The organism is Capnocytophaga sp. oral taxon 412 str. F0487, from assembly GCF_000271925.1.
Classification (GTDB): Bacteria; Bacteroidota; Bacteroidia; order Flavobacteriales; family Flavobacteriaceae; genus Capnocytophaga; species Capnocytophaga ochracea.
The window spans coordinates 47,336-59,692 of sequence record NZ_AJZR01000059.1 but is presented as its reverse complement, the minus strand read 5'-3'; the positions used below and the strand labels follow the sequence as shown (position 1 = coordinate 59,692).

Sequence of the window (12,357 nt, the reverse complement as noted above, 5' to 3'; positions counted from 1 at the left end):
ACGGGGTGAGGATTCTTTTTCTTTCGCCTCGAAACCCTGTTTTCACCATTTTTTGTATCGCTATATTATACTATGAGTCAACTACTTATACACCCTTTCTATACCAATCGTCCAAGATTCGTATAAGCTTCCTATAAGCTCTCTATAAGCTAACCATACCCTTCTTATAGCCTTTTTTCACCAAAATCCCTCTCAGCTCTCTTCTGAAAAATTCCGTTTCCTTCCGAATCCTCCTAACAGTCCTCAATACATCGCTTTTTTATCTCAAACTTTGGCAAAGTTAATAGCCCATCGTACTACGACTGCCTGTGTGGCTCACACCTTTGCCAAAGTTGATTATTTCTGGCATTATCGGTATTTCTGGTATTATTGTCTTTCTTATTAAAAAAGGGACGTTTATAAAACGTCCCTTGAATATACTTTATTTTTTTACCTTTTATCTTTTACCTTTTATCTTTTACCTTTTACCTAAACTTGAGCCTGAGCAACAAATCTCCTAAACCCTTCTTCTCCTTTTGGAGTATGTTTAAACACGCCACAATTCTCCAATACCTCACAGAAAGTATCGCCTATACTTCTATTAATAAAGTTATCTAAGTTCTTTATAGAAAGTGGAGTAGGGGAGGAGCTCACGTAACGTTCTAACCACTGAGTGTGTTTTTGCAAAGCAGAGTCGGTGTTCATTTTGGTATATACAGTGCTGAAAGCGTTACCAGCTGTAATAGCTTCACTAAGCAAGGTTTTAATACTCGCCATTTCAGTCTTTAACCTACCAGGTAAAATCGCTAAGCCCATCACCTCAATAATCCCAATGTTCTCTTTTTTGATATTGTGAAGATGTTCGTAAGGGTGAAAGATACCCATAGGGTGCTCAGTATCCGTACGGTTGTTGCGCAAAGCCAAATCAAGTTCATATTTGCCGTTTTTAAAACGAGCCACAGGGTTTACCGTATTGTGACGTACACCCTCAGTATGCGAGTAGATGCCTAATGATTCATCGCTGTAATTTATCCACGATTGCAAAATTACATCAGCTAAGGCGATGAGGCGGTCTTTCTCACCGCGCAATCGCAATACGCTCATAGGCCAATTTACGATACCTGCTTCCACATCTTCAAACCCTTTAAAGCTCACACGTTCTTTTATGGTAGCTTTTTCCATAGGGAAAATGTGTCGTCCGCCTTGAAAGTGGTCGTGTGAGAGGATAGAGCCTCCCACAATAGGTAAATCGGCATTAGAGCTGAGGAAGTAATGAGGGAATTGCTCTACGAAGCCCAATACGTGCTCAAAGCAAGCCTTGTCAATCTTCATTGGGCGATGCTCACTCGAAAAGACGATACAATGCTCGTTGTAATAGATATAGGGAGAGTATTGGAAAAACCATTCCTCATTAGCTAAATCCAGCTTAATCGTGCGCAAGTTTTGCCTACCAGCGTGATTTACGCGCCCCATATAGCCTTCGTTCTCTTTACAGAGCAGACATTTTGGGTAGTTAGTTGCTACCACATCTTTTTGGGCAGCAATATCACGAGGGTCTTTCTCTGGCTTAGAAAGGTTGATAGTAATTTCTAAATTGCCATAAGGGCTATTGTGTTCCCACAGAATGTTCTTAGCAATTCTATCGGTGCGTATGTAGTTGCTTTGCTTGTTGAGCTCATAAAACTGTTGGGTTGCCTGTTCTTTGCTCCTTTGGTAAGTATGCCAAAAGTCTTTGCGAATCACAGAAGTACGAGGTAATACCTGTCCCATAATCTTAGAGTTCAGTAGGTCGCGGAAAGTAAGCGTATCGGTAGTGAGGGTGCCGTTCTCAGCTGCCCACTGCACTAAGCGGTCGAGTACTTCCGTAGGATAAGTTATCTGGGCTACCTCTTTAGCGATTTGAGCTTGCTCTTCTTTTGTAAACTCGGTATAACTATCGCAACCAATACTTTCCAAAACAGCATTGGTAACAAGAATACGGTCGTCTTCCTTCACCAAGTTATGAAGTACCGCATAACTGATGAGCTTTTCTACTTCAATGTAAACTTTCACGATTAATAATTATCAATTAATAATTAACAAGACTATTCGTTATTTAATAAGAAACTTATAAACGGTTTCTTGCTTGTACACTTCCCTTTTTTCTAAGGGTTTTACCCCAAACTTCGGCTGATTGATACCATCGGGGAAATCTTGCATCTCAATAGCTACACCTACAAATCGTGGGTTTTTTGATGGTTTTTCTTTGGCAGTACATACCTTATCGAATACAGGAACATCATCTAAAAAGTTACCAGTGTAAATCACAGCCACACGCTGGGTAGTATAGGCTTCCATAGTAATACCACTCTCAGGAGAATGTAATACCAACTGAGGAGCACCATTGAGTCCGCTGTGGTTGAGCACAAAGGGGTGGTCGTAGGCACGAGTGATTTTGAATTGAGGGTGCCCTTTCGCAATACCCTCAGCGATAACTTTACCTTTACGGAGGTCGAAAGTAGTACCTTTTACAGCTATGTAATCACCCGTAGGTATCAATCCTTCTGCCAATTCACAAATATTATCAGCAGCGATTTGTAGTACTTGGGTATCGCCATTCATTTCCATATCACCTGAAAGATTGAAATAACTGTGGTTGGTGATATTAAGGTAGGTTTTGGCATCGGCAACAGCTTCGTAAGCAATGTGCAGGCTGTTGTCATCAGTGATGGTGTAAATCACTTTGAAATCTACCTTTGCAGGGTAGCCTTCTTCACCATCAGGACTTGTGTAGTGCATTTCTAAACCATTAGCGAGCTCTTTTACTTCAAAGAGTTTACTGCTAAAACCTTCTTTACCGCCGTGCAATGAGTTTTCACCATTGTTTTTAAATAGGTGATAGGTTTTCCCGTCGATAGTGAAAGCAGCGTTGTGAATACGTCCTGAAGTGCGCCCTATGGTAGCTCCATTGTAGGCGCCATTACCTATGTAATCTTCTAAATGCGCATAGCCTAACACTACGTTTTTCAGTACGTTGTGCTTATCTTTTACAGCTATTTCGGTAATAGTACCGCCTAAGTTCAAAACAGACACGCGAAAGCCATTTGCGTTCTGTAAGGTATATTGATAGACAGCCTGTCCGTTGTGAGTACCGAACAGGCTTTTGTTGATGGTTATCATACTTTGTCTTGTTTATAGTTTTTTAGCGCCGTCGCTTACAGAAGCGATATAGAAATCGGCAGCATAACCTATTTTGTTTTTGTAAGCCTCGCCTACGTTTTTAATGAAGTCGTCTACTTTGTCTTTTTTCACGATGCTTACAGTGCAACCGCCAAAGCCAGCTCCCGTCATACGTGAACCTACTACCCCAGGTTGTTCCCAAGCAAGAGCAGCCAAAGTATCGAGTTCTACGCCTGTTACCTCATAATCGTCGCGCAAAGAAATGTGCGATTGGTTCATTAACTTACCAAACTCAGCTAAATTACCTGCTGAAAGCTCTTTTTGAGCTTTAAGAGTGCGTTGGTTTTCATATACTGCGTGTTTAGCTCTCTTTTGGCGAACGGGACTCTTGATGAGGTCTTTGTTGGCTTCAAATTGTTCAATAGAGAGTTCTCCTAAGGCTTTAATAGGCAATTTAGTTTGCAATTCGGCTAAGGCTTCATCACATTCGGCACGGCGTTCGTTATATTTAGAATCGGCGAGACCACGACGTTTGTTAGTATTGGCAATCACGATTACCTCATCTTTAAGTACCACAGGAACATAGGCATATTTGAGGGTGTTGCAATCGAGCAGGATAGCGTGGTCTTTCTTACCCATAGCTATCGCGAATTGGTCCATAATACCAGAGTTTACCCCAATGAATAGGTTTTCAGTTTTCTTGCCTAATTGTGCCATTTCCACAGAGTCGATAGAGAGGTGGAAGAGGTCTTTTAGCACAATAGCGGTAAGCATCTCAATAGAAGCAGAAGAAGAAAGCCCTGCGCCATTAGGAATATTCCCAGAGAAGAGAATATCGAAACCAGAGTCGATTTTTTGCCCTGCTTCGAGGAACATTTTAATCACACCCTTTGGGTAGTTAGCCCAATCGTGTTTTTTGTCGTTGGTAAGTTCGTCGAGGGTGAACTCCATTACGCCAAGGTCGGCAAAGTTTTCAGAATACATACGGAATTTGCGGTCATTGCGTTTTTTTACGAGACCGTAAGTACCTTTGTCGATAGCGCAAGGGAACACATTACCGCCATTGTAGTCGGTATGTTCACCGATGAGATTCACACGTCCTGGTGCGAAGAATTGTTTTTCGGCAGGAGCACCGAATACTTCTTGAAACTTTTGTTCTAAGTGTTTCATATAGTTTTAATTTTAGTTATTAGTTTTGTTTAGAAATTACTTAATTAAATAATATAATGGAAAAAGGGAGTGCTGTCAAAGACAATTCCTAATAGATATGATTCTTGTAGAGACAATATATTTCTTATCTTATAAAGGATTTTAGCTGAGTCAAATACCAATCAAAGTCATCATACATAATAAAGTGGAGCCCTTTATTGGCATATCTAAGGTCTCTCAAAGATAAATTTTGATATTGATCTCTTATGTTGTCTTTTGAAGAAGTAAATACGGACTCTAAGAGCACTAAGGCAGGCACTTTTATCTGTTTTATTTCCTCTCTGAGGTCTGTATTAGAGATTTCACACACAAGTTTGGCGAGGGTCTCCCTATCTGAGGCTACACTCCACTGAACGATGGTAGGCTTCTTGGCTTCCTTTGTTGTATAGTACATCATTGAAGCCATTTGCGAACGCTCAAAGTCTTCTTTGGGCATTGCTGTAAGTTCCTTGATCATAGGAGTACAATCCTTGTTAGGTGTTATCTTAAAATTAGGATCAGAAAGCAAAGGCAAGCAAGGCAAAGCATCTACAATCACTATTCTATCAAGTAGGTCAGAGGCTTTAGCAGCTATTTTCATAGCAAGGATGCCCCCTAAGCTATGCCCTACAATCGTAGGTTTTTGGATGTTCTCCTTTTTGATATAGGAGATAATGGCATCTGTCCAATAGTCTAAACTTGGATTCTTTACAGGGGTAATTCCTCCAAACCCCGCTAAGGTAAGCAGGTAGCAAGTGTGGTTAGTGATCAGAGCAGGTACAGTCTCTTGCCAGACATCGCTGGAGCAGCCAAGTCCTGGAATAAACAAAATAGGACTTCCTTTTTCTCCTACTTTTTTCACTGAGAATGGAGATTGTCCAAACGTAGATAGTGGCAAAATAAGTAAAAGGGAGGTTATAAAAACATTTCTCATAGTAAAAAAAAATAGATTTTAAATTAAAAATTAGCTTGGTTTCAACTTTGGCAAAGTTTCAAACTAAAAGTTTGTATTACCTATTTAAAGTACTTTTTAGCAATTGCTCTGAGTTCTTTTTCTTTGTCTTCCAAACGCTGAAAGAGCACGAACTGGTTGCGGGCACGAATGTAATTCTCCTCAGGATATGAGGTTTTAAAGTACACATCGTTATTAAAATAATCGGCGAGGAAACGGATACCGATAATGAATATCATATATTTGGCTCCGTCGACGATATGTTTTTTCTCTGAGGGAGTCATCACAGGGTTCATTACTGAATAACCTTTACAAAGCGCTTCGAAGAACTCGGTATTGAAAACGATTTTGCTTTCATCGGCTTCGTTTTCTTCGGTAGGACTTACCGAAGTGCGCACCATATCGCCGAAATCGTATAGTAAGATACCTTGCATCACTGTATCGAGGTCGATTACTCTAAAATCATCGGGATTGGATTTATTGATGAGTACGTTATTGATTTTGGTGTCGTTGTGGGTTACGCGTATAGGAATACGCTTTTCGTCTACTTCTTTTTGGATAAGGTCGAAAATTACCTTGTGTTTTTGCGCAAATTCGTATAGCTTTTCAGCTTTGTCTTTGCGTGCAGGTGTTGCCTGAGCGTAAGCATCTTCGAGTTGTTGGAAGCGTAAATCTCCGTTATGGAAATTAGGAATGGTAGCCTGCAATCGAGAGGTATCGATATTGGCAAAGGTTTTCATAAAAGTTGCAAAGGCTGTGGCAGCTTTTTCGGCTTGCCAAGGAGCTTCGATGAATTCATAAGAAGTATAGCCTTCTGCAAAAGGGAATACTCGCCATACAATGCCCTCGGCATTTACGGAGTATCCTCCTTGTTTAGCTTTCATCATCGGGAGAATGATGTGATTGTTAGGTTCAGTTTCCCAAAGCAGTTCGATGTTTTTGATGATGCTATTAGGGGTTTTGAACACATTGCTGTTAATCCCTTGAAGGATATAATTTGTATCGGTGGTTTTTACCAAATACGTACGGTTGATGTGTCCGTTGCCATAAGGTTCCACAGAAAGGAGGGTTCCTTTTAAGTTAAATTGATTGGCTATTTCTTTCATTTTAATTTAGGTAAGAGGTAAGAGATAAGAAGTAAAATAAAAACTTATTATCTCTTACGGGTTAAACATTTTATTATTGAACTTTGCCAAAGTTTCAAACTTTGGCAAAGTTGAAAGCTGTTATCTTTTTAGTCTTCAAATGATTAGAACCTATCGGGGTACTCGCCTTTATCTACGAGTTTTTGTATTTCGTTTTGTACCATTGCGAGGTCTTCGTGATAGGTCATACCGAACCAGTTGTCGTGATTGGGTAATACTTCTAATTTATATCCGTAATCCTTAATAGCGTGTTGTACTACCATAGGGATATAAAATTCGGATTTAGGGTCATCTTTATGTTCGGCTACAAATTCTTTGAAATAACGGTCGGCTATATCCAATACTTCGTGAGTAAATCCCCAGAAGTTCATAGATACGTAGGTGCTTAGGGGATACTCGGCGCCTGTAGCTTCGTCTACGGCAGTAGTTTCGTTAATTTTGCGCAGTTTGGTAGCTTCGTTGATAGAGAGTAGGTGATGATTGGCGTCTACTTCGCAGATACCGCGTGAAACAGTTCCGTTTTCACTAAGGGTGTTTTTCAGTAGATATCCTCCTGAGAAGAATGTTTTTTCTTTACCAGCATTGAGTGCTTCGTACATCAATTTAAAGCCTTCTTTGCCATAGTAATCATCGGCATTGATGATGAGGAATGGGTTTTTTACAAACTCTTTTACACAAAGCATAGCGTGCCCTGTACCCCAAGGTTTTTTACGTTCGATGCCTTTTGGGTTAAAATCGTCTTGATATACATAAGTAATGGGCACATTATTGAATCGATTTTCTAAGTGTTGGCGTGCTAAATCGTCGATTTCACGACGGATAATGAGTACTACATTGTCGAAACCAGCTTGTAGTGCGTCGTAAATACCGTAATCAAACAAAGCATTACCATTGTGAATATTTTCTAACTGCTTGTCTGAACCAAAGCGACTTCCTAAACCTGCCGCTAAAATTACTAATGTTGTCATATAAAGTTAATTTCTTAATAAATAAAAGTCTTGATAAGTGAATGTACTTATTTTGCATCGGCAAAGATAGGGATAATTTTGTAATCTGGAAAAAAATATAACGAAATTTTTACGAAGAATTTAAAAATGCTTTCCGTTACTTGTTCTTTTATAAGAGTTTTGATAATGCCAAAAATGCCAATAATACCAATTAACTTAGCCAAAGTTTGAACTTTGGCTAAGTGTGTAGCGCAAAAGCGACGCACCGGAGTTTTTCGGAGAATCTCGGGAGGACTTTGAAAGTCTCGGGAAGAGGAGTGAAAGAGTTGAAAATTTGAGGAGGAACGAAAGTTTTTGGAAGGATTTTAGAAAGGTTTAGAAAGATATTGAAGGTATGGTTTAGTGTACTTAGCTTATAGAAAGCTTATAGGAAGCTTATACGAATCTTGGACGATTGGTATACAAAGACTGTATTAAACGTTGAGAAACAGGCATTTAGGAGGTGTTAAAGATATATTAAAACGAAAGCTGAGGTGTAGGGGTGTGCTTTCGTAATTTAGGGTAAAGGGCGTTTGGGTTAGGGGAGGGGTGTTATAACTTACCTCCCCCGCTCCCCCTCCAAAGGGGGACAATCCGCAATCATACCTATTTAAAACTTTTTGCATATTTTCAATGGAGGAGAATCGGTTAAATGTGAATGCTGTAAGGATTATATGGGTGATTTTGGTAAATTAGTTTTTTTTGTTACCTTTGTGCTTTCATTGCTTATTAGCATTCGCTTTTACTTATAAGTTATGGTATCAGAAAAAGATTTAGAAGCCTTAATGGCTCAGGTAGATGGTGCTGTGGACAGGCAGTACGACTTCATTAAAGAGATGAAGCAGATAAAGCAAACGCTTTGGGAACTGAAAGCCCAAATGCGTGCTTCTTCGGCATTAACTTCGGCGGTACCCGCAGAAACGGCAGTGCCTGAGGGTACACGTGAGGCAGTAACAGAGACTCCCCCTGTGGAAACGGTAACTCCTGTTGAAGAACAAACCGTAATTAATACTGTGGCTGAGGAGATGACGGCAGCTGTTGTAGAGAAGCAAACGCCCGTTGCGGCGGTTGCTGAACCAGTGCAAGAAACTTCGCAACCGAAACAAGAGACCCCTCCGATTACTTTTACAACAAAAACGAATCCGTTTGCGCCTAAAAAGAAGGTGAGAAATCCGTTTGAGCCGAAGCAATCTACTAACTGGGAGCGATTTATCGGTGAGAATTTGTTTAGCAAGATAGGGATAGTGATTATTATTATTGGGGTGTTTATAGGGGTAAAATACTCTATTCAGCACAACCTTATCAGCCCTGCAATGCGCTTGGTTTTAGGTTACTTAATGGGTATAGGGCTTTTTGTAACGGGAGCTATGCTCAAGAAAAAATATGAGAGTTTTAGTGCTATCTTGGTGAGTGGAGCAATGACGATTTTTTACTTCGTCACCTTTATTGCATATGCTGTTTTTGGTTATTTCCCACAATCTCTTGCCTTTGTGCTGATGTTCCTCTTTACAGCCTTTACGGTACTTGCTTCGTTGAGCTATAACCAAGTGGTGATAGCTATTATAGGGCTTGTGGGAGGCTATGCGGTACCTTTTCTTTTGAGTAATAACTCGGGTCAGGTAGAAATCCTATTTGCGTATACAGCAATTATTAATATAGGTGTGCTGATACTTTCGTTTTATAAGCAATGGCGTTCACTGTACATTTCGGCGTTGTTCCTCACTTGGCTATTGTTGTTCTCGACGTGGGCATCGGCTTATCAGTACGACGATTTTATACCTTACTTTGTATTTAATTTGGTAACGTTCCTCACTTTCTATGTTGCTTTTATAGCTCAGAAAATACACAGGGTACAGGAATTGGAAGCGGTAGATGTACTTTTGTTCTTGTTTAGTAGCTTGTCGTTCTACGCGATGGGTGTTTGGCTTATATTGGATTATTATCCTAATAATCGGACTTTTGTGGCGATGTTTACATTGCTTAACGCTGTATTTCACTTTTTGGTGGGTTATTATTTTCACCTCAAAAAGACGCCTTCTCAGGCTTTGAAATACTTAGTTTTGGTGTTGGCACTCTCATTTGCTACTTTGGTAATCCCGATACAGTTTAAAGGAACGTGGATAACTATTTTCTGGATAGCCGAAGCTGCCTTACTCTTTGGGTTTGGGCGTACTAAAAAAATGCCTGTGTACGAGCGAATTTCATACGCAGTAGTGATTTTGGCTACTTTCAGTTTGCTGATAGATTGGGGGAAAGGCTCTTATAGTATCTTTGATATGGAAGACGCGAGTGCGTATATCACACCTTTTGCTAACTCGCTCTTTATTACAGGGTTACTTTATAGTGTGGCGGTAGGAGCAATGGCTTATATCAATGATAAATACAAAGAGACAGGGACGCTTAATAAAGTGTTGAGCTTTTTGTTCAATATTTTTTCGGTACTTATTTTGTATTGCACTTTTTACAGAGAGATAAGCGTGTTTTGCGATATGAGGGCTTTACATCAAGACCCTGAAATTTACAGCCATTATGAGGCATATCAAGACCTGAACACTTTTAAAGGAGTATGGCATATTATATACAGTGTGTTGTTTATTTCGGCTTATAGTTTTCTGAATGTGAAGTACCTGAAAAAGAAATTGTTGGCAGAACTACAAATAGGCTTAAACTTTTTGTTACTGACTATATTTATGACCTTGGGGCTTTACTATTTCAGTGAGTTGCGTGAACGTTATATGGAAGAAGCGCAGGAAGGAGGGCAGTTATCACTTTGGTTTTTAAATATTAGATATGTGGGTTTGCTCTCGCTGGTGGCATTAGGCAATAGCATTTATGCCCTCAGTAAGTTTTTGGAATTTAAAACAGGAGCAAGGCGTGTATTGGAAATGTTGTTGCATTTGGTTATTTTGTGGGTTGCTAGCAGTGAATTACTGCACTGGACAGATATATATGAGTCGGTAGCTAATTATAAATTAGGTCTTACAATTTTATGGGGAGGTTATGCTATTTTATTGGTAGTATTGGGTATTTTTAAAAGGAAGAAATACCAGCGAATATCGGGTATTATACTGGTAGGTTTTACGCTGTTGAAGTTATTCTTTTACGATACTACCCACCTCGACACTCTTCATAAGACCATAGTGTTTGTACTGCTTGGGGTATTGCTACTGGTAGCATCATTCCTCTATAACAAATATACCAAAGAGATAGAGGGAGAGCAAAAATAAGAGGGTGGAAGATTAAAAAGGGAGAGAAAAAATGCTAAATGTGTATTATTTTTCCAAATAAGAAGAGAGAGAATGGAGGAGTTGGTTTTATTATAGTAAGCTGTAAATCAAACTAATAAAAGGCGAAAATTGTTGTAAGGAAAATTTTTTGATAAAAAAATACATATAATTAAAATAAAAGCATTACTTTTGTGCCATAATAACCAAAATTTAATTTTGTAATGATTAGAGATTATAGAGACATTAAGCTTACTGTACAACGTCCTACTCCTATTGACAAGGAGGTGAACTGGAATAAATCGTTGGTAGTGATTAGTGAAACTGATATTTATGGTCGTATTACCAATGTAAACGATGTGTTTTGCAATGTTTGTGGCTATAGTGCTGCGGAAATGGTAGGGCAACCACATAGTATCATTCGCCACCCTGATATGCCTAAACTGATTTTTAAACTGCTTTGGGATAACCTTAAATTGGGGAATAACTTTATTGGGGTGATTAAGAACTTAGCAAAATCAGGGGAGTATTATTGGGTAATCACCGATTTTGAAATGCGTAGAGATGCGGATGGAAATATCACACACTACATTGCACGCCGTAGATCGGTGCCCAAAGGAGTAATAGACAACTATGTAGCGCCGTTTTATGATACGCTTTTGAAGCTTGAGAAGATAGGTGGAATGGAGCTTAGCACCCGTTTTTTCAAGAACTACTTAGCTAAACAAGGCAAGGATTATATTGATTTCATTATAGATATAATGAATGAAAATAGAGAGAATGTGTCTTTCGAAGAAAATCAAGTATCATCAGTAGATACTACACAAGTGATTTCAGATGATATTGTAACTATGAATGAGGCTCAAAACGAGAAACGCAAGAGTTTCTTTGGTAGATTGTTTGTGCAATAACTATCTAGAGCAACTTATGTGATTAACTAAAAAATTTAAAATAATATGTCAGAATTTAAAAGTGCTGTACCTACAATTGCAAGACCCACTCCTATTGACCGTGAAGTACAGTGGGATAAGACCAAAGTACTCATCAGTGAAACAGATGCGGTTGGTACTATTACCAAAGTGAATGATGTGTTTTGTGAGGTATCACACTACACTGCTGAAGAACTCATAGGACAACCTCATAACTTGATACGCCACCCCGATATGCCAAAACTTATTTTTAAGCTTCTTTGGGATAACTTAAAGGCGGGAAATAACTTTGTGGGTGTGATTAAGAACTTAGCTAAAACAGGAGAATACTACTGGGTGGTTACTGATTTTGAAATGCGTCGTGATGCATCGGGTAATATTACACATTACATTGGCAGAAGAAGATCGGTGCCTGAAGCAGCGATTAAAGACTATTTGGCACCTTTCTATGATTCACTTTTGAAAATGGAGAGAATAGGGGGTGTAGAATTGAGCAGTCGTTTCTTTAAAAACTATTTGGCTAAGCAAGGAAAAGATTATATCGATTTTGTGATAAGTATTATGTCAGAGGGTCAAACTAAATTTACAGCTGAAACTGTATCGGGTGTTGATAATAACAACGTGACAGTATCTGACGATATTTACCAAGTAGATGACTCAATGAATGAAAAGCGCAAGAACTTCTTCGAGCGTTTGTTTAACTAATAAAAATATTAGAGAGAGATAAGAGAGGAATAGAGGTAGACTCTATTCCTCTTTTTTGTGGCATAGGATTTGTTATTTATTGAGCGTGGA

The 12,357-nt window shown here is 39.2% G+C and carries 9 protein-coding genes; 3 read left to right on the top strand and 6 right to left on the bottom strand.

Features of this window, described 5'->3' with window-relative positions:
- Window positions 1-468: 468 nt before the first annotated feature.
- The 6 genes from HMPREF1321_RS10110 to HMPREF1321_RS10085 form a co-directional block, all read right to left on the bottom strand.
- A complete protein-coding gene (locus HMPREF1321_RS10110) occupies window positions 469-2,031 on the bottom strand; it encodes a UDP-glucose--hexose-1-phosphate uridylyltransferase (RefSeq protein ID WP_009422471.1) in 1,563 nt (520 codons plus the stop codon).
- Between the two features lie 39 nt (window positions 2,032-2,070).
- A complete protein-coding gene (locus tag HMPREF1321_RS10105) occupies window positions 2,071-3,138 on the bottom strand; it encodes an aldose epimerase family protein (RefSeq protein WP_009422496.1) in 1,068 nt (355 codons plus the stop codon).
- A 12-nt stretch (window positions 3,139-3,150) separates the two neighbouring features.
- Window positions 3,151-4,308, bottom strand: coding sequence for a galactokinase (locus tag HMPREF1321_RS10100; protein WP_009411709.1), 1,158 nt, complete (start codon window positions 4,306-4,308; stop codon window positions 3,151-3,153).
- 124 nt (window positions 4,309-4,432) lie between these two features.
- Window positions 4,433-5,260 carry an alpha/beta fold hydrolase gene (locus HMPREF1321_RS10095; RefSeq protein WP_002681997.1) on the bottom strand — a complete coding sequence of 276 codons (828 nt, stop codon included), beginning with the start codon at window positions 5,258-5,260 and terminating at the stop codon, window positions 4,433-4,435.
- An 80-nt stretch (window positions 5,261-5,340) separates the two neighbouring features.
- Entirely contained in the window at window positions 5,341-6,384 is a 1,044-nt protein-coding gene (locus HMPREF1321_RS10090; protein WP_009422497.1) for a phosphotransferase enzyme family protein, read from the bottom strand.
- A gap of 143 nt (window positions 6,385-6,527) precedes the next feature.
- Window positions 6,528-7,391: an NDP-sugar synthase gene (locus HMPREF1321_RS10085; protein ID WP_009420678.1), complete on the bottom strand. Its 864-nt coding sequence runs from the start codon at window positions 7,389-7,391 to the stop codon at window positions 6,528-6,530.
- 773 nt (window positions 7,392-8,164) lie between these two features.
- On the opposite strand from HMPREF1321_RS10085, the gene HMPREF1321_RS10075 reads away from it, so the two are divergent.
- The 3 genes from HMPREF1321_RS10075 to HMPREF1321_RS10065 all read left to right on the top strand — a co-directional run bounded on the left by HMPREF1321_RS10075 (window position 8,165) and on the right by HMPREF1321_RS10065 (window position 12,267).
- Window positions 8,165-10,636: a DUF2339 domain-containing protein gene (locus tag HMPREF1321_RS10075; protein ID WP_009422475.1), complete on the top strand. Its 2,472-nt coding sequence runs from the start codon at window positions 8,165-8,167 to the stop codon at window positions 10,634-10,636.
- 221 nt (window positions 10,637-10,857) lie between these two features.
- Complete coding sequence (locus HMPREF1321_RS10070) at window positions 10,858-11,544, top strand: PAS domain-containing protein (RefSeq protein WP_009422490.1); 687 nt, start codon at window positions 10,858-10,860, stop codon at window positions 11,542-11,544.
- Between the two features lie 45 nt (window positions 11,545-11,589).
- Entirely contained in the window at window positions 11,590-12,267 is a 678-nt protein-coding gene (locus HMPREF1321_RS10065) for a PAS domain-containing protein (RefSeq protein WP_009422493.1), read from the top strand.
- Window positions 12,268-12,357 lie beyond the last annotated feature (90 nt).